Genomic DNA, 22,721 nt, shown 5'->3' on the forward strand with positions numbered 1-22,721 from the left:
CCGCTAAAAATAGAGATGCCGTTTACTTTACGCAAACGGCATCACATTACAATCGTTTTTTTTCAATAGTGTTTTAGTAGATTACGTACTAAAACATCAACCGATGTTATTTTATTGGTAGGTTTAACACGTTCAAGCCGGCCAATTTGTGCATTAACTTGACCACTTGACAGCTATAGCCAAACTCGTTGTCATACCACACATAAAGTACCGCTCGGTCGCCGTCAACGATGGTTGCTTGTGAATCAATAACACCAGCAAAACGCGATCCCACTAAGTCAGACGAGACGATTTCTGTTGAGGCGGTAAAATCAACCTGCTCACGTAATGGCGAATTTAATGATACACCGCGTAAATAGTCGTTTAACTGGTCACGAGTCGTCGCTTTTTCCAAGTTTAGGTTCATGATAGCCATCGACACATTAGGCGTTGGTACGCGAATGGCATTACCAGTTAACTTACCGTGTAATTCCGGTAGTGCTTTTGAAACTGCCTTAGCCGCACCGGTCGATGTAATAACCATATTGAGCGGTGCACTGCGCCCGCGACGCTCTTTTTTGTGGTAATTATCAATAAGGTTTTGATCATTTGTATACGAATGAACGGTCTCGACGTGGCCACTTTTAATACCGTATTCATCGTTCAACGCTTTCAGCGTCGGGGTGATGGCATTTGTGGTACACGATGCGGCCGACACAATGTGATCATTTTCCTCAATACTCTCGTGGTTTACACCGTAGACAACATTTTTAATATCGCCTTTGGCTGGCGCAGTTAATAAAACTTTGCTTACGCCCTTCGCTTCAAGGTGCTGACCTAGGCCAGCTTCGTCAGACCAAATACCTGTGTTATCAACAACTAATGCGTTATCGATACCATATTCAGTGTAGTCTATCTCGCTTGGTGAATTTGCGTAAATGACTTTAATGTACGCACCGTTAGCACGAATAACACCTTGCTCTTGGTCTACCGAGATACTGCCGTTAAAAGCACCGTGAATTGAGTCGCGACGCAGTAATGACGCGCGTTTTTCTAAGTCGCCTTCCCCACCTGGACGAACAACAATCGCACGTAAGCGCAGATGTGCCATTGGACCGGTACGATCAATAAGCAAGCGCGCTAAGATTCGACCAATACGGCCAAAGCCGTATAACACCACATCGCGAGGCTCAGATAAAGCTTGTTCTTTGATCGGTGCCAATTCTTTTTCTAAATATTGGTCAACCGTCAATGCATTGGCTGCGCCGAGAAATAAGTAACGATACGCCAGTTTACCAATGTCGATACTCGCTGGATGCAATTCCATCTTACTAAGCGCTTCTAAAAATGGAAAACTCTCACGTAAACGCAATTTGCTTTTCTCATGAATACCTACAGACTTGTGTGCTTTGATAATATCAATCGCTGACGCGTTCACCAGTGGGCGCCCATACACCGACACTTCGACACCGTAATTTCGGTATAACTGACCAATGATTGGTTGCATTTTTTCAGCGTAGTCCTGGCGTTCTTGCCAGCTCTTTTGGTAGATTTCCTCGTGTTGAGAAGTCATTAGCGTACCTTTAATGTTGTTGTAATAAGTTTTACTGGGTACCACGGCTTATTATTGTTATTACCGAGTACTGAAATTTCGCCGCCATTGTAATGGATACTGAAAGCTTTCGCTACTACCAACATAACTATTTCGAAAAAATAATTAGCGCACTCCATAATGTGGTCAATAACTGAGCAAGACATCCTGTTTTATCCTGTATAACAGGTAACAAAGACTAAAAGCTTACACAGTAAGATGACTATGATTGCTGCTTATCTGCCATAAGCTATTGAATTAGAGTAAATTTGAATGAATACAGAATTTATCAATCGGGATCGCCATCGGGTGCGGCGATAAACTGTAAGCTCAATGAATTTACGCAATAGCGCTTAAACGTTGGCTCTGGCCCATCGTCAAATACGTGGCCCAAGTGAGCGTCACAACACTGACATTTGATCTCAACACGAATCATATGATGCGAATAATCATCCACATACTTGATGCAGTTAGGCAACGCTTGAAAAAAGCTAGGCCAGCCACAATGTGACTGAAATTTAGCAGAGGAAGAGAAAAGCGGCGTGTTACAACAGGCACAATGATAGGTGCCTGTTAGCCAATGATCGTAATATTTACCAGAATAAGGTGCTTCCGTTGCACCTAATCGACATACCTCATAAGCTTGCTCGGATAAAATTGACTTGTATTTATCTTCCGCTGCCATGAGATATGCCTTATTGGTTAAATTTTGCGAATGGGACGACCCGGCAGTGTCCACTCAACGTGGAACTTGTGATTTTCAGGTTTATCAACACGAGCAAATGTATGTGCGCCAAAGAAGTCACGTTGCCCTTGTAATAGATTAGCAGGTAAAACCGCACAACGCATCGAATCGTAATAACTCAACGACGCTGAGATCGCACCAACAGGGATACCCATCATCGTTGCACGCGCAACAGCTAAACGCCAGTTTTGCTGACAATCACTTAATTGACCAGCGAAGAAATCATCAAGCAATAAATTTTCAAGCTTGTGATTACGCTCAAAGGCATCTGTAATCGACTGTAAGAACGCGGCGCGAATGATACAGCCTGAACGCCAAATTTTTGCAATCGACGCAAAATTCAGATCCCAGTTGTGTTCTAAGCTGGCTAATTTCATCAGTTGGAAGCCTTGCGCATACGCACAAATTTTAGCGCAGTATAAGGCATCGTGAAGCTGTTCAATAACTTGCTTTTTCTCGTCTTCTGTCAGAGAAACCTCTTCAGGAGGTAACAGTTTACGCGAAGTATCGCCACGTAATTCTTTAAACGATGAGATGGAACGCGCGTATACAGCTTGCGAAATCGTCGGTGCCGGGCAACCCACTTCGAGCGAGCTAACCGCAGTCCACAAACCGGTGCCCTTTTGCCCAGCTTTATCGAGAATTAAATCAACAAGTGCCGTGCCGGTTTCGCTATCTTTATGGCGCAATACTTCAACCGATATTTCCATTAAGTAGCTATCGAGAACCCCTTGATTCCACGTAGCAAAGATATCTGCGATTTCGTCTGTGCTTAGATTTAAGCCATCTCGCAATACGTGATATGCCTCACAAATAATTTGCATGTCGGCGTATTCGATACCATTGTGCACCATTTTAACATAGTGGCCAGCACCCGCAGGACCGATGTAATCAGCACAAGGCTCTCCCTGAGTTACAATTTCACCCGGTTTAGTACGCTCTATCGGCTTGCCTGTTTGCGCATCGACTTTAGCGGCAATCGCACTCCAAATAGGCTTCACTCGAGTCCACGCATATGGTGAGCCACTTGGCATTAACGCCGGACCAAAGCGCGCTCCTACTTCGCCACCCGAAACCGCAGATGAAAAGAAAATAAAGTTGTCTTTGTACTTATTTTCGCGCTCTACAGTATCTGTCCACAAACTATTTCCCGTATCGATAACAATATCATCAGGGTGAATACCCGCTCCAATAAGGTTTTGGCACACTTGATCCACTACGGCGCCAGCCGGTACAGATAAAACAATCAAGTGCGGAGATTTAAGTTGTGATAATAACTCGGTGTATGACGAACAACCGATGACGCGCGCATCGCCTGTAGCATTTTCTGCAACGTCTTGCGCCATCGCAGCGGTTACTTTCTCAGAGTCTAGATCAAATGCTGCAATTTTATAGCCATTATCGGCTAGATTTAGGACTAGGTTTTTACCCATAACACCTAAACCAACAAAACCGATATCACACTTAGACGTGTTCTCAGACATATATATAGTTTCCATAGATGATGCGAAGTAAAGCAGATATTTGTACAGCGAGGTTACAAATCTTCTGTGCTATCGCTCGATTATCAATCAGTCCGATATGGACTATACTGTTAGCTTAGCAAATCTTCGCAAGTTGACGTGTTATTTTGCGCGTATTGTGCCACAAACAAAGGCACTTTGTAATAATGGCAAATAATTTTTTATAAATCTAATAAAATTACAGTTATTTGCGATTAATGGTTGAAAAAATTCTTATATGTTGTAATTTTACTACATTGTTCATTTCAAAGGATTTTCCAAATGAAAAAAATCGCAATTAATGGTTTTGGTCGCATCGGCCGTCTAGTGTTTCGTGCAGCGTTTGAACGCGACGACGTTGAGGTTGTCGCGATAAACGACTTGATTGACATCGAGTATATGGCCTACATGTTGAAATATGATTCAACCCACGGTCGATTTTCCGGCACAGTAGAAGTTGACGGTAATAATTTAATTGTCAACGGAGCCAAAGTGCGTATCACAGCTGAACGCGATCCGGCAAACCTTAAGTGGGATCAGGTTGGTGCTGAGATTGTTGTTGAATCGACAGGCTTATTTCTAACTGACGAAACGGCTCGTAAGCACATTGAAGCAGGCGCCAAAAAAGTTATCATGTCGGCTCCGTCTAAAGACGACACACCAATGTTTGTCGCTGGCGTAAACTTTGACGATTACAAAGGGCAAGACATTGTATCAAATGCCTCGTGTACAACGAACTGTCTTGCACCACTTGCAAAAGTATTAAATGATAAGTTCGGTATTGAAAACGGCTTAATGACTACCGTCCACGCGACAACCGCTACGCAAAAAACGGTTGATAGCCCAAGCTCAAAGGACTGGCGTGGTGGTCGCGGAGCGGGACAAAATATCATCCCAAGCTCTACTGGTGCGGCAAAAGCGGTTGGTAAAGTTATCCCATCGTTAAACGGCAAACTCACCGGTATGGCATTTCGCGTACCAACCCCAAATGTGTCAGTAGTCGATTTAACCGTAAACCTAAAAACCCCTGCGACGTATGAGCAAATTTGCCAAGCGATGAAAGAAGCATCACAAGGCGATTACCAAGGCATTATTGGTTATACAGAAGATGCGGTAGTCTCAAACGACTTTGTTGGCGAAGTTTGCACCAGCGTATTTGATGCTACAGCCGGTATTGCCATGACCGACACCTTTGTCAAACTGGTTTCTTGGTATGACAACGAAATGGGTTATTCGCACAAGGTATTAGATTTAGCAGAGCACATCGCTAATTACGATGAAGCGGTAAGCTAAAACACTTAGGCTAACCTCGAAAACAGCGTGCTGGCCATCAATTATTGAGCTTGGTTATTGCAGTGAGCTTTGCTTGCTAAAAGCACGTGTTAGCGGTAAAAAAACCTTTGCCAGATAGTTTGGCAAAGGTTTTTTTATTTCACACATTAGAACAGTGCTGATTGTGTGTAAGGTCTGATGACCTTTTTGGTATAAACAACGCTGGAATAAAACGGAATTGAATCAAGGCGCAACGATAGATGTATGGTTATGCCATACGAACCTAATAAGCAAACGTCGCTTATTCTTGTTTCCTATTGCAAAAAATAGCTCAATGAAGAAAATACCAACAAAGGGCAACACGCCCTAGGCCTTTTTAACAAATTTCGCTGTTACCATCATTTCGCCAATGCCATCGACTTTGCAATCTAGCTCGTGATCTTTTTTATCTAACACCCTTCTGACCACCGCTTTGGTGCCAATTTTAATCACTTTGGAACTGCCTTTTATTTTTAGATCTTTAATAACCGTTACTTTATCACCATCAACAAGTTGCGCTCCGTTGGCATCTTTCACATCAAGGATATCGTCATCGGCAACATCCTTAGGATTCCATTCGTGACCACACTCTGGGCACACAAGGTTTTGTTGGTCTTGATAAACGTAAGCTGAATCACACTTAGGACATGGAGGGATAGACATAATTAATATTTCCTAATAAACACAATGTGCTAATTTTACTATGCTCGGCCGAGCTTAGCGAGTACTCAAATAATATTATCGACCATTTACCGCTCTCATCAGTTTAGCGCTCAACAATGGTCATCTCCTGCCTTGATAAAAAACAAAACGCCGACAAAAATTGTCGGCGTTGCGATTACTCGTTCAGTGCTACTTAACCTGCAATAGCTATTAGCTGTTCGCAGCAGCCACCGCCGCTTTGGTTATATCCGTAATGCGCTGCCAGTCTTTGTTTGCAACCGCGTCACTTGGCACCAACCACGATCCACCAATACAAGCAACATTATTTAAACTTAAATAGTTGCCCATGTTGTCGACATTAATGCCCCCTGTTGGACAAAATGTGATATCTGGAAATGGGCCTGCAATCGACTTAATCGCTTTCGTACCACCGATAGCTTCGGCGGGAAAAAACTTAAAGTGATCGTAGCCTGCATCAATACCGGTCATCAATTCAGAAATAGTCGCAATGCCAGGTATTAATGGAACCGTTGACTCTTTGGCCGCCACAAGTAAGTCTTTCGTTAAGCCAGGGCTGATAACAAACTTAGCTCCTGCATCTACCGCTTGATGATACAATGAAATGTTGGTTACTGTGCCTGCCCCCACCATCGCTGAAGGGATATGCGTTGCTATTTCACGGATCACATCAAGTGCATTTTCGGTGCGCAACGTCACTTCGAGTACGTTAATCCCACCGGCAATGAGTGCTTTAGCAATAGGCACCGCATCTTCAATATGTTCAATCACCAACACTGGGACGATCGGTCCCAATGCAAAAACCTCTTGTGGCTGAGTTTGCCAAGTATTCGTCACGCTCATAAGGCCTCATTTTGATTCTGTTGGATAAGGTAGGCACTGGCTCCTAAAACACCTGGTTGTGCTTCAGTGATCACGTACGTTGCAATACCTTTGTTAAACTCAGTAAAGCGATTTTTGGCTTCAAAGCGCTCTCTAAATTCACTGTTTTGGATAAACTCGATAAAGCGCGGCGCAATACCACCGGCTATATACACACCACCAAACGCTGCGGTAGTAAGCGCCATATTACCGGCGAAGCTACCCAGGGTTTTACAAAATTGATTTAGCGCTTGTAAACAGATGTCACAACGATTTTCAAGTGCTCTTGCTGAGATATCTGCCGCTTTAAACGCTTCGGCGTCAACGCCTTTCATATGACATAGCGCCTGATAAATTTGCTCGATACCTAAACCACTCAGAACTTGCTCGTATGACACACGCGGGTACTTGTTTTGCAAGAAGCGCAAAATTTCAATTTCGGTTTCGTCAACTGCGGCAAAGTCAGCATGACCGCCTTCACCACCAACACTGATCCATTGGTCGTTGCCCCAAATAACGTTGGCTACACCTAGACCGGTACCTGGCCCACAAATGGCAATGGGGTGTTTATCAAGTGATTGCCCGCCGCCAATTTTTACTTTTTGTTGATCCGATAAAAATGGTACCGCCCAAGCGATGGCCGTGTAGTCATTAATCACGTATAAGCGATTTAACTTAAGGTCTGCCTTTAGCTCAGATTTTGAAAACTGCCACGGTAAGTTGGTCATTTTGATCAGATCTTGATCAACCGGACAGGCAATAGCTAAACACGCGTTTACTTTTGAGCTATCGATATCATGGCTAGAAAAATACGCTTCCAGCACCGCTTGTAAACTCGGGTGCTGTTCACACTGATACAGCGTTAAGTCGGTTATATCGCCGTTTTCAAGTACGGTTCCGACGCGTAAATTGGTACCGCCTATATCAGCTACAACATTAATTACGTCCATGGTCATCTTACAACTCCTCTGAAAATAAAGAACAAGCTCCAGTTTCTGCGCCGCTTAAATTGTTGCGCATAAAGCCAAACAATTCTCGACCCATACCTGAGTGCTCGCTGTACGCTTGAAAATGCGCTTGCTCTCGATTCGCTAGTTCTTGTTCATCAACTAATAAGGTTAACTCACCCGTTTCACCGTTAAGTAGGATCATATCGCCCGTTTTAACTTTGCCAATCAGTCCGCCATCTAAGGCCTCTGGTACCAAATGAATCGCCGCCGGTACCTTACCCGATGCGCCCGACATGCGACCGTCAGTTAACAGTGCGACATGAAAACCCTTGTCCTGTAACACACCCAGTGGCGGGGTTAGTTTATGTAACTCTGGCATACCGCGACTTTTCGGGCCTTGGAAACGAACGACAGCGACAAAATCTTTTTCAAGTTCACCCGCTTTAAACGCCTTTTCCAAATCGTGCTGGTCTTCAAACACAATCGCCGGTGCTTTTACTACTTCGGTACCCGGACGTAACGCTGAGGTTTTTAATACGGCTCGACCGAGGTTACCTGCCAATAAACGCAAACCGCCATCGGGTTTGAACGGTTGTTCAACGGTTGCAATAATTTCGTCATCACCAGATACACTTGGTCCATCAACCCACACCAACTTGCCATCTTTTAGTGTCGGTACTTGCGTGTACTTGTCCAGTCCAGGACCACAAATGGTTTGAACGTCTTGATGCAGAAGATTTGCTCCGATTAACTCTTTAAATAGAAGAGCCATACCACCGGCTTCTTGAAATTGGTTAATATCGGCAAAGCCATTGGGGTAAATACGAGTGATTAACGGTACCGCATCAGACAGATCGGCAAAATCATCCCAGTTAATAATGATCCCAGCCGCTTTTGCAAAGGCGATGATATGCATGGTCAAATTAGTCGAACCGCCTGTGGCTAGTAGTGCCACTATCGCATTAACAATTGACTTTTCATTGATCATTTCGCCAACCGGTTGGTAGTTACCCGACTGCTGAGTTAGTCGCGTTACCTGACGCGCTGCCGCTTTGGTAAGTTCTTCGCGCAGTTGTGTATTTGGCGCAACAAATGACGCACCAGGTAAGTGTAAGCCCATCACCTCGACTACCAACTGGTTTGAGTTTGCGGTACCAAAGAAAGTACACGTACCAGGGCTGTGATATGATGCAGACTCAGCTTCGAGTAACGCATCTTTACCAACTTCGCCTTTAGCAAACTGCTGGCGCACGCGCGCCTTTTCTTTATTTGGTAAACCTGAAGGCATCGGTCCGGCTGGGACAAATACCGTAGGCAGATGACCAAAGGTCATCGCCGCAATCAATAAACCGGGTACGATCTTGTCACAAATACCTAGCATTAAGGTACCGTCAAACATGTTATGAGATAACGCTACCGCACTAGACATTGCAATAACATCGCGACTCATCAAGCTCAAGTCCATACCGGGTTGACCTTGAGTCACCCCATCACACATCGCCGGAACACCACCAGCAAATTGCGCGACACCACCGGTATCGCTGACAGCCTGTTTAATAATAGCAGGGTACGTTTCGTAAGGCTGATGCGCTGACAACATGTCGTTATAAGCCGATACGATGGCAATATCACTGTGATTTAAGCCGGTTAAAATACCTTTTTCCTGCTTCGAACAGGCGGCAAAACCGTGCGCCAAATTACCACATGAAAGTGCTGAACGATGAACTTTTTCAGATTTTGCTTTGTTGAGCTTGGCTAGATAATTAGCTCGGGTCTGTTTACTTCGCTTAATAATGCGTTCAGTAACTGCGTGTATTTTTGGATTAACCATAATTATTCCGCCCAAATAACGTCGATTGTTTTGTCAGGATGATGAAGAAAGGCGCGAATAGGCATGGTCATCGCATCCTCGTTGTCCAGCGCTTTATCGAGCACCGTCAACTTATTCTCACCGACTATGTGTAAGTACAAATGTTGTGCAGCAATCAATGCTGGGAAGTTAAAGGTGATGCGTTGATAAGGCGCCGTAGTCGGCTCTACCAACATCAATGCCGGCGCATTGCTATTGTCTAACCCCTGCTCTACTTGCTCAGAACACGGGAAAATTGAAGCGGTATGGCCATCTTCACCCATACCTAAAATAACGATATCAAGTGGCAAAACTGAGTTTAATTCGGTATTTTTTTGTTCGAGAACCGCCGGTGTAAACGGACCGTTTTCAACCAGCGAAAATAACGTCGCTTGTGCAGCGTTGTTGGTTAATAAATTTTCTCGCAGCAGGCGATCATTTGAATCACTGTGCTCGGTATCAACCCAACGGTCATCGGCAAGGGTCACTGTAACTTTTTGCCACTCTATTGGCTGCAGTGACAATTGTTCAAAAAAGCCTTTTGGCGTACTGCCGCCAGAAAAAGCAATCGTTGCTTTACCGCGTTTTTCAATCGCACTGGTCAGTTGTGACGCGACCTGTTTAGCGAAAGCAGCATCGAGCGCTTGTCGCGATGGAAAAGTTTGTTTGTTAATCATTATTCGTCCCAATTTCTGTCATCGCGGGCAATCAGCGAAATAGAGGCTACTGGTCCCCATGAGCCCGAAGCATAGCCCTTAGGCGCTTCGTTAGACGATGCCCACGCATCCATTATACTGTCTACCCACTCCCATGATGCTTCGACCTCATCACGGCGGATGAACAAGCCTGAATTACCATTGATGGCACTGAGCATTAAACGTTCGTAGGCATCGACCACACGTGAGTCATTGTTAAAATCAGAGAAGCTCAAGTCGAGTTTTGCCTCTCTAATTTCCATTTCCTTGGTGATGCCTGGTACTTTGTTCATTACCGTTAATTCAACACCTTCATCCGGTTGCAAACGTATGGTGAGTTTGTTCGGTGGCAGTTGTGAAAAGCTGTTATCAAAGATGTTGTGTGGTTGATGTTTGAAATAAATAACCACTTCGGAGTGTTTACATGGCATGCGTTTACCAGTGCGCAAATAAAATGGCACTCCCGCCCAGCGCCAGTTATCAATCTCGGCTTTAATGGCAACAAATGTCTCGGTTTGACTGTTGACGTTAGCACCTTCCTCTTCTAAGTAACCCGGAACTGGTGCACCTTTTAAATAGCCACTGGTATATTGGCCACGGACTGTCTTCTCATGGGCATTGCTGCGATCAATTTTACGCAACGCTTTAATAACCTTGAGCTTCTCATCGCGGATGTTTTCTGACGATAAATCAGTAGGCGGTTCCATAGCCAGTAAGCTGAGTATTTGAAGCAGGTGATTTTGCACCATGTCCCGCATTTGGCCGGTATCATCGTAGAACCCCCAGCGCCCTTCTATGCCGACGCTTTCGGCGACGCTGATTTGCACGTGGTCAATACAGGTGTGATCCCAATTGGTACTAAACAGTGAATTGGCAAACCGCAATGAAATGAGATTTAATACGGTTTCTTTACCAAGGTAGTGGTCAATGCGATATATTTGCGACTCTTCAAAATGACGACTGACTAAGTCATTGATGACTTTAGACGACGCCAAATCATGACCGATAGGCTTTTCCATAACGACGCGCGCATAGTCGTTGTTTAACCCTTGTGCTTCTAAGCCATCGGCAATCATGCCATAAATGCTCGGTGGCGTTGCCAAGTAATACAACACATACTTGTCTTTGCGGATCATCTTCGCCAAGCGCTTGTAGCCTTTGACATCGGAGAAATCGAGCTTGGCGTAACTGAAATGCGTGATAAATTGATTTACCACCTCATCGTCGAGTTGGTCACCAATAAAGGTGGTTAGATTGTCTTTAACGAATTGTTGAAAACCGGCATCATCCATATCGAGACGAGCCACGCCAATGATATTGACGTTGTCAACCAACAGGCCTTCGTTGAACAAGTGGTACAAAGCTGCAAACAGTTTGCGTTTTGACAAATCCCCAGCAGCACCAAATAAAACGATTTGTTCTGCCGACATCACATTTGACTGTGTCATAGAAAAGATTCTCTGATTTCAGTGAAATTAAATTACATCTCGTATTAATTTAAACATTTTAACGGGCTAGGTAAAGCTCTAATTGTAATTATATTACAGCACCTAACCCCCTATTAAACATGATGTAATTGACTATTATGTAATCAAAATTACGCATTTTGACTATTCTTTGAACAAAAACCTTTTGTTTTTTGTTATATGGTGAAATTTTATTACAAAAAGCTATGTATCTATGTAAAAATAATTTAGGTTACATTAAAAATAATTAATCGAAATATGACCTATAATTAAGCTGTTTATTTCAAAAGTGTTAACAGTGTAGGGTCATAATCGATTTGCTACGAGTTTACGATACTCAATACAAGATACCCGTGAGGTCTAACTAAAATGAATATTTTAGAAAAAATAACCAACGAGTTTGACTCTTTTAGTAAATCTGAACGCAAAGTCGCTGAAGTTATTTTAGCAAATCCTGCTCAGGTTATACATGCAAGTATTGCTTCTTTAGCAAAACAAGCAAATATTAGTGAGCCAACCGTTAACCGTTTTTGCCGTCGCCTAGATACTAAGGGCTATCCCGATTTTAAACTGCATCTAGCGCAGTCATTAGCGAACGGGACCCCTTATGTGAATCGGCACGTCGACGAGAGCGATACGGCGGAAGAGTACACCAATAAAATATTCGAATCCACATTAGCGAATTTAGAAATGGCGCGTAAAAGCCTCGACCCACGGTTAATTAATCGCGCGGTCGACGTACTTACTCAAGCCAACAAAATATCGTTCTTTGGCTTGGGAGCTTCGGCAATTGTTGCTCATGATGCGCAAAATAAGTTTTTCCGATTTAATGTGCCCGTCGTCTATTTTGACGATATTTTAATGCAGCGCATGAGTTCGATTAATTCTCGTCAAGGTGATGTTGTGGTCGTCATATCACATACTGGACGAACCAAGCCTTTGGTAGAAATAGCCGGATTAGCCCGCGAAAATGATGCTATTGTTATTGGTATTACTGATGAGCACAGCCCGCTAGCAAAAGAATGTAATATTGTCTTATCACCTGAAGTTGCAGAAGATACCGACTTATATATGCCGATGGCATCGCGTATTGCGCAACTGACATTAATCGACATTTTAGCCACTGGCTTTACGCTTCGACGTGGCTCTAAGTTTCGAGATAATTTAAAGAAAGTTAAAGACAGTCTTCGCAGCTCGCGTTACGAGCGTAATGACAAATAATTTAAATAGGTTTAATCATGCCCAGAAGAACCAAAATTGTTGCCACCTTAGGTCCCGCAACAGATGACATAAATGTACTTAGAGACGTTATTAAGGCAGGTGTTAATGTTGTTCGTCTTAATTTCTCTCACGGTGCGCCCGAAGATCACATCCAACGTGCAGCCAATGTCCGTCAAGTTGCCAAAGAGCTTGGCGTGTATGTTGCCATTCTCGGTGATCTGCAAGGTCCAAAAATTCGCGTATCAACATTTAAAGACGGCCCTGTAACCCTAGCAATTGGTGATACGTTCACCTTAGATGCCGATATGGGCAAAGGCGAAGGCGATCAACACGCGGTGGGCATTGATTACAAAGAACTACCCAATGATGTTGGCCCAGGCGATATCTTATTATTAGATGATGGACGGGTTCAGTTACAAGTGACGTCTATCGACGGCAACAAGGTCCATACGAGTGTGACCGTTGGTGGTCCTCTGTCAAACAATAAAGGCATCAACCGCCAAGGCGGTGGTTTATCGGCGGCCGCATTAACCGATAAAGACAAAGAAGATATCAAGTTGGCTGCTAAACTCGACGCTGACTTTTTAGCGGTCTCTTTTCCGCGCGACGCTGCCGACATGCGAGAAGCACGCTTATTAGCCAACGAAGCCAACTGTAATGCGCGCTTGGTATCAAAGATTGAGCGCGCAGAAGCGGTCAACGATCACGAAGTCCTCGATGAAATCATCAAAGCATCTGATGTGGTTATGGTTGCCCGTGGCGACCTTGGCGTTGAAATTGGCGACCCCGAGCTGATTGGCAAACAAAAACACATTATCGCGCGCAGTCGACAACTCAATCGCGTGGTGATCACCGCAACCCAAATGATGGAAACCATGATCACTCAACCGATGCCAACGCGTGCTGAGGTAATGGATGTTGCGAACGCTGTTCTAGACGGAACCGATGCCGTTATGCTTAGCGCCGAAACCGCAGCAGGTAAATACCCAGTTGAAACGGTCAAGGCTATGGGTCAAGTGTGTATCGGTGCAGAAAAGCATCGTTCAGTTAATATTTCTAAACATCGCTTAGATGAAATGTTTGACAGTGCTGCTGAAACCGTTCCTATGGCTGCTATGTACGCTGCCAACCACCTAACCGGTGTTAAAGCATTAATCGCGTTAACCGAGTCAGGTATGACGTCAAAATTAATGTCGCGCATTACCTCAGGCCTGCCGATTTTCTCTCTATCAAGACACCCTAAAACATTGGCAAAATCAGCGATTTATCGTGGTGTTTACCCTGTCGCGTTTGATTCTACTGAGTCAACCGAGAAAACCCTGAGCAAAGATATTATTAGTGCTGTTCAGGCCAGTGGCATTGTCGAGTTGCAAGCAGGTGACCAGGTAATTGTTACCCATGGCGACTTGATGGAAACAGTTGGTGCGACTAATACCATTAAAATACTTACGGTTTAGGTGTAAACGAGGCTAATTCGATTGGTTCATTGCCTGCTAGAGCAATTGGGTAACGCAACGATACAAAGTCTACACCAAGCCGAACAAAAGGATCTACATAGCTAGATCCTTTTTTGTATCACCCCTATTACCGCGTGTTAACTCTTTGTTTGTAGTTTCGACTATGAGCTATTTGTTGTAGTAGCAAAGTGGAATAACCGGCATCTGGTCACTCCAAATGAGACCGCTATATGAGGAACGCGTACATAGCCAGTCCCCCCTCTAGTTGAGACTAAAAGTGTTTGACTCTGCGTTAAGGTCAACTACCCCTAGTGTTACTCATGGCTTTTTTATTTGTCGATTCACATGCTACTATTAGCCTAAAGTAAGTTAAGGTGGCGGATCGTAAATGTCTGAAAACACTCCATTTGTATTAGGTATTCTAACCAGTGGTGGCGACGCGCCTGGGATGAATGCCGCTATTCGCAGCTGTACATTAAGCGCATTGCAATCTGGCTTTCGGGTGATCGGTTTTACCCATGGTTTTTATGGTTTACTCGACAAAACGTATATTGATCTCGACGAAAGTACGGTACGAGATATTATTCATTGTGGGGGAACAATATTGAAAAGCGCCCGCTGCCCTGAATTCAAAACCGCTGAAAACCAACAGCGAGCGGCCAACAACCTACACGACCTTAATGTCAACGCACTGATCGTTATAGGTGGTGACGGTTCGTTTAACGGTATGCTTAAACTGAGTCACTACTACACAGGGCAATTAATTGGTTTACCCGGAACCATCGATAATGACATCGATGGTACTGACCACACTATCGGATTTGCTACCGCGGTGGAAACGGCAATACAAGCGGTTGATAAAATTCGCGATACCGCCGATGCATTTGAGCGAATTTTTATTATAGAAGTCATGGGCCGCCACAGTGGATTTTTGGCGCTCAATGTGGGAATAGCCTCTGCTGCCGAGCAAATTATCACCTTTGAAAACTTTGAAAATCCAGGTAAAGAATTACAAAAGATAGCCGAACACATCGCGTTGTGTAAAAAACAGCGAGGCTTGAGTAGTTACCTTATTGTTGCTGCCGAAAACCTGTGGCCAGGTGGCGTAAGCCAACTCGCGGAAGATCTTGCTAACTACGCCAATATTCGTTGCACGCCTTGTATTCTTGGCTACATACAGCGCGGAGGTGCACCGTTGGCAAAAGATCGAATACTGGCGACTAAACTGGGAATTGGTGCTGTCGAAGCGGTAATCGACAACAAAACGTTAATTATGATCGGTGAGTCTAATCGACAAACCTGCCAAATACCGTTAACTCAAGCCGTAGCTCACCAAAAAACGGTAAATAAAGCCTTACTCGCCGCTCAAGAGTCGGTATTAGACATTGCAAAACTGGCTAAAAGCCACTTGATGTAAGTTTGTCCGTTTCGCCGTGGGGGAAGTTAGCTGCCCAAAATAGCTTGTTTCACTTTGTCTTTGTAGCTACGAGACACTTTGATTTCTTTTTCGTTGGTCAACACCACGTAGTATTCGCCATTGGCATTATTGCCAAACTTATCGATAAAATGTCGATTGACGATACTAGAGCGATGAATGCGAATAAAGTGACGAGGGTCTAATAGTTGTTCTAACTCTTTCATTGTCTTGCGCAAGATGTGCGTTTCACTGTGGGTATGAACACACATGTAATCGCCGGCGGCATCAATCCAGACGATATCTTTGGTTGGCACCAAGGTGGTTTCACCGACGTCTTTAATTGGCAGTGACTCAGCATATTCATTGATCGTCACCGGCGTATTCGTGGCGAGGTCTTTGAGAATTTGTTGACTATCATGCCCGGTGACATCCGATACTAAATGCAACAGCCGGTTTTTATGTTGCTCTGCTAATTGTAATGCAAACGCTTGCTCTACATTGTCAATTGCCTTTGCTAATCGCTCGCTATCAACCGGTTTGAGCAGATAGTCTATCGCGCGGATGTCGAACGCTTTAATCGCGTATTGATCGAAGGCAGTAACAAACACGACCATCGGTAAGCGAATATTTTCCTCGTTCAATCGGGCGACAACGTCAAAGCCATTTAAGCCAGGCATTTGAATATCTAAAAACACCAGATCCGGTTGCAGTAATTTAATTTGCTCGACAGCCTGCTGGCCGTTACTGCATTGACCAACCACCTCAATATTGGCTAGTTCATTGAGTCTTACCATCAACCCTTTACGCGCCAGCGGTTCATCATCAACCACTAATGTTTTTAATACCTTACTCATGTTCTTGTTCATGCTCAAAAGGAATGCGAATATTAATTTTTACACCTGATGGTACATTATCGCTGATCACAAAGGAATAATCCTTGCCATACAATGTGGCTAAACGCTCTCGCGTATTTACCAAACCGACCCCTTTTTCTCGAGATAGTTCGCCATTGTGAATTTCTGCACCTGGACCATCGTCCGCCAACTCTATCAGTAAATCATTAGCAAAGCGAGACACCTTCAATGAAATGGTTCCACCCTCTTCTTTTGCCGCAATCGCGTATTTAATCGCATTTTCGACTAACGGTTGGAACAGTAAGCTCGGAACCAGCGCATCTTGGCAACTGCGCTGGATTTCAAACTGTAATTTTAACCGCTGTTCAAAGCGCACCTTTTCAATATCAAGGTACAATTCCAGTGCTTTTATCTCTTGCTTTAACGTCACTTTTTTCATTGGATCCATATCCAATGAATAGCGTAAAAAGTCACTCAAGCGCGTAACCATAGCATTTGCCGTGGTATTTTCACGTATTAAAATCAAGGTCGAGATAGCGTTTAACGTATTGAATAAAAAATGCGGATTAAGTTGATAGCGAAGCATTTTCAATTGAGCTTGGTTAGCCATGTTGTTGGCACTAAGCACATTTTGTTTCTCGGCTTGTAACATTTGATAGTACTTGATGCCAAAGTACAAACCACTCCAAGAAAGCATGATGTAGAAAGACCACAAGCTCGATTGAGTGTAATACAGGATAAAGTCTGGACGCCAGCCGTGTTTGTATATTTCCCAATAGGTGATATTTTTAACCACTTGCCACAACACACCGGCTACGTACGATGAAACGATCACGCAGATAGCAATTTTCCACGGTGGCATTTTCCATACATAACGGTAAACGTAGCGCAAAGGAAACGAAAAAATGGCACCTGCATAGGCACTGAGTACGGTTACCCAGGTGAACAAATCGCGAAGGTCGTGCAGTAGCGAGCCCAAGTAATGCACTAAGGCAAAACCCACCCAGCCACTGATGTGTAATACCCAAAAAAAACGATTTCGATTATCTACGAGTTCTTGCCAATTAAACATACGCTAAACAGTCAGCCACATATAGCTTTATTATCCGTCAGCAGTACTCATTACGCACGACCGTTAGTCTCACTGTGATGGTACTTTGTCGCAAAAAAACGCCCTTACCAAAGTGTAAGTGCTTGTTTTATCTGTCTATGCGCCCAGCGTCTCTGCTTTGGACGCAGTTGTTCGTCATTTACCGACAAGAACCATAAGCCGTTGATTAAACGACAAATATCAAGGTAACGCGTAACTTTTTCTGCGGTGACAGTCGGTTGTATCGGTAACTTTTGTTGGTTGTAGCAGTGACAACTAGCGACAATGTATTTTTGCGGCAAATCATTAATAGCAATCATCATCGCGATATCCCACTCAGGCTCAGCTGATACCGCACAATCAAAGTCGATAAGGCAAAACCTGTCCGTCGATAACACATTGTTAAAGTTTAAGTCGCCATGACAGCTAACCCAGCGATGTACTTGATTATCGAGTGTTGACACCAATTGTGTTGCGCGTGTTGTTACATCGCCTAGCGTTTTGTTAATACGGCGTAAACCACCGCGAGCGGACAAGGCTAACTGCTCTGTGAGTTCAGGGATGTCTAATGGCGATAGTTGGCAATTGAGGCGATGTAACCTAGCAACTTGCGCCACTGTTGCGCTTACTTTCTGTTCGACACTAAGCTGACTGCGATTTAGATTGACGCCGTCAATGAATTCACTGATGACAACGCCTTCTTGAAAATTGTGATAGTAAATTTTTGGTGCTAGGTCTGCATGGCTTGCCTGCTGCCATAACGATAATGGCGCCATGCTGTCGACCGGATGATACACTTTCACCACAAGATTTACGCGATTTTCAGGTGTTGGTTTAGATTGATTGATAGCACAAGTCAGATTGACAAGCAGACGGTGCAATTCAGTTTGCAGGTCGCTTGGGTTGCAGTTATTTAATTGCTTATCTGCCCCAGTGTTTAGCACCTTATTTAACGCTTTGTTTATGGTCTCTGGCGAAACCTCAATACGATAGCTGTTGTGAGAAATCCCGTCGCTAAAAACTGAAACGTCATTGGCATGAGCGAGCAAAGTTTTTAATATTGGCCGCGCGTTCTCGGCGTGGTACCAGATTGACATGTCGACCTTTCTCACTTGCATAATGTATTGGCTTTAGCTTCCATTGCCAGGTGCCAACTGAAGTTTATACGCACTGTGCCAACGATAGATACCGATAAAGCACATGACGATATTAAACATCGCCAAACACGCTGTTGGCTCGAGCCCTTTTTGCAGGTACAAGTACACCGAAGCCGTATTAATAACGATCCAATACCACCAATTTTCAAATACCTTTATTGCAACCAAATACGTCGTCGCCATGGCAAATACAGTGGTAAATGTATCTAAATAGGCAAAATCTGCTTGCGTATAGTTAGCCATGTACCAGCCGAGCAGCAAACTCAGTAATGACAACGCTAACACCAGCACCAGGTGGTGACGAAGCGGCCAACGAATGATTTTCTCTCCGTGGTTTACTTGACTCGAGCGTTGCCAACAATACCAACCATAGACTGCCATAACCATGTAATAACCGTTTAACAATGATTCCATCAACAGCGAGACATCGTAAAAGATAACGGTAAAAATGAACGTGCTGATCAGCGCTGCTGGCCAGCACCATATTGAGTTATGAGCCACTAGAATAACATAGGCAATAGACAGCCCTACTGCCACCAACTCCCAAAACGGTGCGTTAGCAAAGTAGCCGATGGTGCTTGCAAGTATATCCATCAGCCTACGTCTCGGTGCGGGCGCTCAAAAGCGACTTCACCGGCCAAAAGTTTAACCACAAACACCGCACTACCGGTTCGTTGATGAACCTGCTTAATAGCCTCAAGCACGTGTGTTGTTGCTAAGTCATAGTCGCCAAAAACCTGCGTGCTCAGGCCATTGGTCACTACCTTTAAGCCGTCAACTGAACGCAAGCGATCAATGAATTGCCAAATTTCAGCCTCATAGGTCTGCATTGCTAACGGGTACAAACTGATATCAATTGACGCGATCATCTGTTATTCCTCAACATATAAACTGACGTTGACGACGCTTGCCGTCAAGGTTGGTTGTCTTTTCTGGTGCTAAAACTGATAGTCTACACTGACCCCAAACTGACGCGGTGCTCCGAATTGGTAATAACTGTTGTTTTGGTATCCATCACGAGGATCGTTACCAAAATAAAAACCACGGGTTTGATAGACATCATCGGTTATATTTTTAAGCCAAAATTTTACTCGGCTATCACCATAGGTATAGGTAACAGAGCCATTTAACAGTAACATATCTGTGGATTTCTCACTGTGCGAATCAGAAAAATAAAAGTCGCTGCGATGATCGATACCGAGATTAACTAACCAGCGATCGCTGAGATCGTAATTGACACCGATACTAAATTGATAGTTTGGCGCGTGTGCTTGCTCTCGCCCGTCTAAGTCTATCCCTGTGATGCTGATAAAATCTTGATAATAACTATCGAGATAGCCTAGTGCCCCGTACCAAGTCAATTGATTGTTAACACTCCACCCTAGCTCTAGTTCAACCCCTTGATTCACACCTGATGCTGCATTATCGATATAAGACAAAAATTCGGCACTGCCATCTGGTCGACTGATTTGATCGTACGTTTGCACTTGCATATCACTTCTATTCATATGAAACAGCGCAATGCGAGTGTACGCATCACCATCAAACCATTGGCTTTTTAAACCGAACTCTACATTATCGACTTGCTCTGCTGAAAAGCGACGCAATGGATCGGGCAACGTCCCATCGGTATTGACCCCCCCAGCTTTGAAGCCGCGGTTATACGAGAGGTAATACAGGTGCTGATTAAGGGTATAAGCCAGCACCAGTTTTGTGCCAAGCATGGATTCACTATCTTGTTCATATAACGCATTTGAATCGCCGTAATTGAGATCTCGTTGTTCAATGCGCAATCCGGTGGTCAACGTTAATCGTTGGCTCAAATAACTGTCTAATTGAAAAAACAGCGCTGTTGATTCAGTGTCATACTGCGAGTAAAAATCTGTTTCTGCATAACTGTATTGTCGCAGCAAGTGATTATTCTCACTTCGATAGTACAGCCCTGTTAACCAATCAGTGGTTTGATTAAACAGTCTCTTGTTCGGTTTCGATAACAAACGAAACTCGGCGCTGGTAAGTTGCTTTTGTCGAAAGTAATAGTCGGTTGACGAGTAACTAGGGGCGAGACAGTTAAACACCTCACAGAGTAAAGGATTAGACCAATCTTCATCATAGCCGTAATCGATATCAGAATCGGCATGACTCAACAACACAACTGCATCGCCAGTAGACCATCCCTGATAATTGAGTTTCAATCGCGCCGCTTTCGACGTTTGTTGGTCAAAGCCCGGCTGATCTGATAGCGTTTTTCTCGTGTTATCTAAGCTAAAGGCATCATAACCGTTGTTAAAATCAAAATAAAAACCGGCGAGATCAACGGTTAAATCGTCACTTGCGCGGTAGCGAAATTTAACCCGACCGGTCAACTCGTCGCGTCGATTGGTATCTTGCTTTTGCAAGTACGTGTTGACATTAAAACCATCGCTTTGATGGTGTTCGAGTGCCATTCGATATGCGAGTTGCTCATTGATAGGTGCAGATATAGCCATACCTAGGGCGCGTCCATCAAAATTGGAAAGCATTAATCGCAGGCGACCCTCAAAGCTATCGCTCGGATCATTGGTATTAATATTGACCACTCCTGCCAGAGCATTAGCGCCAAACTTGGTACCCTGTGGCCCTTTGAATACCTCGACTTGTTCAACATCAAACATCGAGGCAATACCACCAACACCGGTAAAGTCGACATCATCAATGATCACCCCTACTGAAGGGTTAATTGGTTCGTTAAACTGGCTTCGTTCGCCAATACCGCGGATTTGATAATATCGAGCTCGATTGGTACCGCCCGCAAAATTGACATTGGGCACTGATATAACCACTTCGTCTAAGTTTTGCGCTTGGCGACTATCGATATCAGCCTCGCTTAAAACCGATAAACTCGATGGATTTTGCTGCAAGCTGTGTCGCCGATAGTCACCGGTAACAACGATAGTTTCAAATGCTTGCTGATTGGTTGACTCGAATTGTAAATCAGGAGTAGCAACACGGGATAACGTGCTATTGGTGTTAGCAGTATCGTCTTCATTAGTGAGTAAGGTATCCTGCGCCAACCCGCTAAACGGTAACGCACTAGTGAGTATGAAACCCGCTAAAGCTGTTTTATTCGACATACAGATCTCTCTATTATGGCTGTGAGATCCGGCAAAAGAAGTGTCAACGCTATTAATATGTTGCGCGATTATGCAACATGTCAGTGACCATTCCTACGCCGGTATTATCCGGTTCAGGTTCTAAGGGTTTGCTTACGCATCTCAGTTATCACTGTGTGATAACACCCCCTGGTTTTGGCTAATGATAGCAATTTGTTGTTGATCAAAACAAGTAAATCTCGCCCTCGTGTTACTAATTAACATCAGCAAACAGCGTACAGGCTGGCATCAATATAAAAAAAACCGATCGCTAGGGTATCAGCAAATCGGTATTCCATATATTGATTCGTATAACATATTAATCAATATGTTATACGTGCACTATTGATCTATTCTAGATACAAAGCATAGGGCCTAACGGCTCACCACCAACTAAGTGCATGTGGATGTGGTACACCTCTTGCCCACCGTGCTGATTACAATTGATAATCAAACGGTAGCCATTTTTTTCTATACCCTCTTCTTTGGCGAGCTGTTTTGCCACGGTGATCATTCGCCCTAACGCAGCTTCATCGTCGGCGCTAACATCGTTGATCGTTGGGATCAGCTTGTTAGGGACTATCAGTATATGTGACGAAGCTTTTGGTGCAATATCGCGAAAGGCCGTTACTAATTCATCTTGATAAAGCAAAGGGGCGTCAATTTCTTGTCGTATAATTTTTGAAAATATGGTCTCTTCTGCCATAAAACTGGTCCTGATAATGTTTAGTGCTTAATGAGGTATCTGTATTGTCGTCGCTAGC

The 22,721-nt window shown here is 44.1% G+C and carries 20 protein-coding genes and 1 riboswitch; of the genes, 4 read left to right on the forward strand and 16 right to left on the reverse strand.

The features are described from left to right. Positions 1-106: 106 nt before the first annotated feature. The 3 genes from ACAY30_RS07300 to gndA form a co-directional block, all read right to left on the reverse strand. Complete coding sequence (locus tag ACAY30_RS07300; RefSeq protein ID WP_290250379.1) at positions 107-1,552, reverse strand: glyceraldehyde-3-phosphate dehydrogenase; 1,446 nt, start codon at positions 1,550-1,552, stop codon at positions 107-109. Between the two features lie 307 nt (positions 1,553-1,859). Next, positions 1,860-2,255, reverse strand: a complete 396-nt coding sequence (gene msrB, locus ACAY30_RS07305; RefSeq protein WP_290250381.1) for a peptide-methionine (R)-S-oxide reductase MsrB — start codon at positions 2,253-2,255, stop codon at positions 1,860-1,862. Between the two features lie 17 nt (positions 2,256-2,272). Continuing rightward, the gene (gndA, locus tag ACAY30_RS07310; protein WP_290250382.1) at positions 2,273-3,799 is read right to left on the reverse strand and encodes an NADP-dependent phosphogluconate dehydrogenase; all 1,527 of its coding nucleotides are present in this window, start codon (positions 3,797-3,799) and stop codon (positions 2,273-2,275) included. Positions 3,800-4,099: 300 nt separating this feature from the next. On the opposite strand from gndA, the gene gap reads away from it, so the two are divergent. Beyond that, positions 4,100-5,110, forward strand: coding sequence for a type I glyceraldehyde-3-phosphate dehydrogenase (gene gap, locus ACAY30_RS07315; RefSeq protein ID WP_290250383.1), 1,011 nt, complete (start codon positions 4,100-4,102; stop codon positions 5,108-5,110). A 345-nt stretch (positions 5,111-5,455) separates the two neighbouring features. Here gap and ACAY30_RS07320 read toward each other — a convergent pair whose 3' ends face one another. From ACAY30_RS07320 to zwf, 6 genes are all read right to left on the reverse strand, one after another. Beyond that, on the reverse strand, positions 5,456-5,791 hold the full coding sequence (locus tag ACAY30_RS07320) for a zinc ribbon domain-containing protein YjdM (protein ID WP_290250384.1): 336 nt from the start codon (positions 5,789-5,791) through the stop codon (positions 5,456-5,458). Between the two features lie 210 nt (positions 5,792-6,001). After that, a complete protein-coding gene (locus ACAY30_RS07325) occupies positions 6,002-6,646 on the reverse strand; it encodes a bifunctional 4-hydroxy-2-oxoglutarate aldolase/2-dehydro-3-deoxy-phosphogluconate aldolase (RefSeq protein ID WP_371190257.1) in 645 nt (214 codons plus the stop codon). A 2-nt stretch (positions 6,647-6,648) separates the two neighbouring features. Then, positions 6,649-7,620 (reverse strand): glucokinase, encoded by a 972-nt coding sequence (locus ACAY30_RS07330; protein ID WP_371189817.1) that lies wholly within the window; start codon positions 7,618-7,620, stop codon positions 6,649-6,651. Between the two features lie 7 nt (positions 7,621-7,627). Further along, positions 7,628-9,451 (reverse strand): phosphogluconate dehydratase, encoded by a 1,824-nt coding sequence (edd, locus tag ACAY30_RS07335; RefSeq protein ID WP_290250387.1) that lies wholly within the window; start codon positions 9,449-9,451, stop codon positions 7,628-7,630. A gap of 2 nt (positions 9,452-9,453) precedes the next feature. Continuing rightward, a complete protein-coding gene (gene pgl, locus ACAY30_RS07340) occupies positions 9,454-10,146 on the reverse strand; it encodes a 6-phosphogluconolactonase (protein ID WP_290250388.1) in 693 nt (230 codons plus the stop codon). Then, complete coding sequence (zwf, locus tag ACAY30_RS07345) at positions 10,146-11,612, reverse strand: glucose-6-phosphate dehydrogenase (RefSeq protein WP_290250389.1); 1,467 nt, start codon at positions 11,610-11,612, stop codon at positions 10,146-10,148. The genes pgl and zwf overlap by 1 nt, the downstream gene beginning before the upstream one ends. Before the next feature lie 387 nt (positions 11,613-11,999). Here zwf and ACAY30_RS07350 point away from each other — a divergent pair, with 387 nt between their 5' ends. From ACAY30_RS07350 to ACAY30_RS07360, 3 genes are all read left to right on the forward strand, one after another. Next, positions 12,000-12,851, forward strand: a complete 852-nt coding sequence (locus ACAY30_RS07350) for a MurR/RpiR family transcriptional regulator (protein WP_290250390.1) — start codon at positions 12,000-12,002, stop codon at positions 12,849-12,851. A gap of 17 nt (positions 12,852-12,868) precedes the next feature. Further along, positions 12,869-14,308: a pyruvate kinase gene (gene pyk / locus ACAY30_RS07355; RefSeq protein WP_290250391.1), complete on the forward strand. Its 1,440-nt coding sequence runs from the start codon at positions 12,869-12,871 to the stop codon at positions 14,306-14,308. A gap of 388 nt (positions 14,309-14,696) precedes the next feature. Further along, positions 14,697-15,725, forward strand: a complete 1,029-nt coding sequence (locus ACAY30_RS07360) for a 6-phosphofructokinase (protein ID WP_290250392.1) — start codon at positions 14,697-14,699, stop codon at positions 15,723-15,725. Between the two features lie 26 nt (positions 15,726-15,751). On the opposite strand, the gene ACAY30_RS07365 is transcribed toward ACAY30_RS07360, so the two are convergent. The 7 genes from ACAY30_RS07365 to ACAY30_RS07395 form a co-directional block, all read right to left on the reverse strand. Continuing rightward, complete coding sequence (locus ACAY30_RS07365; RefSeq protein WP_290250393.1) at positions 15,752-16,579, reverse strand: LytTR family DNA-binding domain-containing protein; 828 nt, start codon at positions 16,577-16,579, stop codon at positions 15,752-15,754. Beyond that, positions 16,572-17,651, reverse strand: a complete 1,080-nt coding sequence (locus ACAY30_RS07370) for a sensor histidine kinase (protein WP_290250394.1) — start codon at positions 17,649-17,651, stop codon at positions 16,572-16,574. Before ACAY30_RS07370 ends, ACAY30_RS07365 begins: the two co-directional genes overlap by 8 nt. 104 nt (positions 17,652-17,755) lie before the next feature. Next, complete coding sequence (locus tag ACAY30_RS07375; RefSeq protein WP_290250395.1) at positions 17,756-18,766, reverse strand: phosphotransferase; 1,011 nt, start codon at positions 18,764-18,766, stop codon at positions 17,756-17,758. A gap of 33 nt (positions 18,767-18,799) precedes the next feature. Beyond that, the gene (gene pnuC, locus ACAY30_RS07380; RefSeq protein WP_290250396.1) at positions 18,800-19,420 is read right to left on the reverse strand and encodes a nicotinamide riboside transporter PnuC; all 621 of its coding nucleotides are present in this window, start codon (positions 19,418-19,420) and stop codon (positions 18,800-18,802) included. Then, positions 19,420-19,695, reverse strand: coding sequence for a hypothetical protein (locus ACAY30_RS07385; RefSeq protein WP_290250397.1), 276 nt, complete (start codon positions 19,693-19,695; stop codon positions 19,420-19,422). The genes pnuC and ACAY30_RS07385 overlap by 1 nt, the downstream gene beginning before the upstream one ends. Before the next feature lie 69 nt (positions 19,696-19,764). Beyond that, positions 19,765-21,939: a TonB-dependent receptor gene (locus ACAY30_RS07390; RefSeq protein ID WP_290250398.1), complete on the reverse strand. Its 2,175-nt coding sequence runs from the start codon at positions 21,937-21,939 to the stop codon at positions 19,765-19,767. A gap of 73 nt (positions 21,940-22,012) precedes the next feature. Further along, positions 22,013-22,118, reverse strand: a riboswitch (TPP riboswitch). Between the two features lie 194 nt (positions 22,119-22,312). Then, entirely contained in the window at positions 22,313-22,663 is a 351-nt protein-coding gene (locus ACAY30_RS07395) for an HIT domain-containing protein (protein ID WP_290250399.1), read from the reverse strand. Positions 22,664-22,721 lie beyond the last annotated feature (58 nt).

It is taken from the genome of Thalassotalea ponticola (assembly GCF_041379045.1).
In the GTDB taxonomy this organism is placed as follows: domain Bacteria; phylum Pseudomonadota; class Gammaproteobacteria; order Enterobacterales; family Alteromonadaceae; genus Thalassotalea_A; species Thalassotalea_A ponticola.